Annotated in this window: 1 protein-coding gene and 1 pseudogene; both read left to right on the top strand. The window is 61.1% G+C overall.

What is annotated here, in order from left to right:
- The coding region (locus tag A3754_RS06600; protein WP_304439814.1) for a carbon starvation CstA 5TM domain-containing protein at positions 1–493 on the top strand (493 nt) is incomplete at its 5' end.
- Positions 493–651 (top strand): annotated as a pseudogene (locus A3754_RS06605) (DNA helicase); the annotation flags it as partial. The gene A3754_RS06600 and the pseudogene A3754_RS06605, both read left to right, overlap by 1 nt.

The following is a 651-nucleotide window of genomic DNA, read 5'->3' on the forward strand; positions in this document are numbered from 1 at the left end:
CACCGTGATGGCGGCCCTGTTTGCCGGCACCACCATGGACACCGGTCTGCGCCTGCAGCGCTATATTTTCCAGGAATGGGGCGAAATCTATCAGCAAAAATGGATGACGCGGCCTCTGCCCGCCACGCTACTGGCCGTAGTCAGCTGCCTTCTGCTGGCGTTTGGGGCAGGCGGTGCCGATGGCTCCGGCGGCCTGCTGATCTGGCCGTTGTTCGGCACCACCAACCAATTGCTCGCCGGCCTCACCCTGCTGGTGATTACCATCATGCTGGTGAAACGCGGACGTCCGGCCATTTATACCCTGGCGCCGCTGGTTTTCCTGCTGGTGATGACCCTGTTTGCCCTGCTGATGCAGCTGAAAAGCTTCTACGAGAAGGAAGACTGGTTCCTCCTGGGGCTGGACCTTGTTGTATTGGTGGCGGCCCTGCTGGTTACGCTGGAGTGCACCGCAGCCCTCAAGCGCGCCTTCAAAGCGCCACCGGAGCCTCTGTAATGGCAACGCCGGCACAATGGCTCAAACGCATCAGCGATCTCGGGGCGCAGTACTACAACGCCCCCTATCGCGCCGCCATTGCCCGCGCCAAACGGGATGAAGAGGACCTGTTCATGCTGCTGGTCTTCTCGGAAATGATGGGGGTTCCCAACCCGGCA

Source organism: Alcanivorax sp. HI0083 (assembly GCF_001635175.1).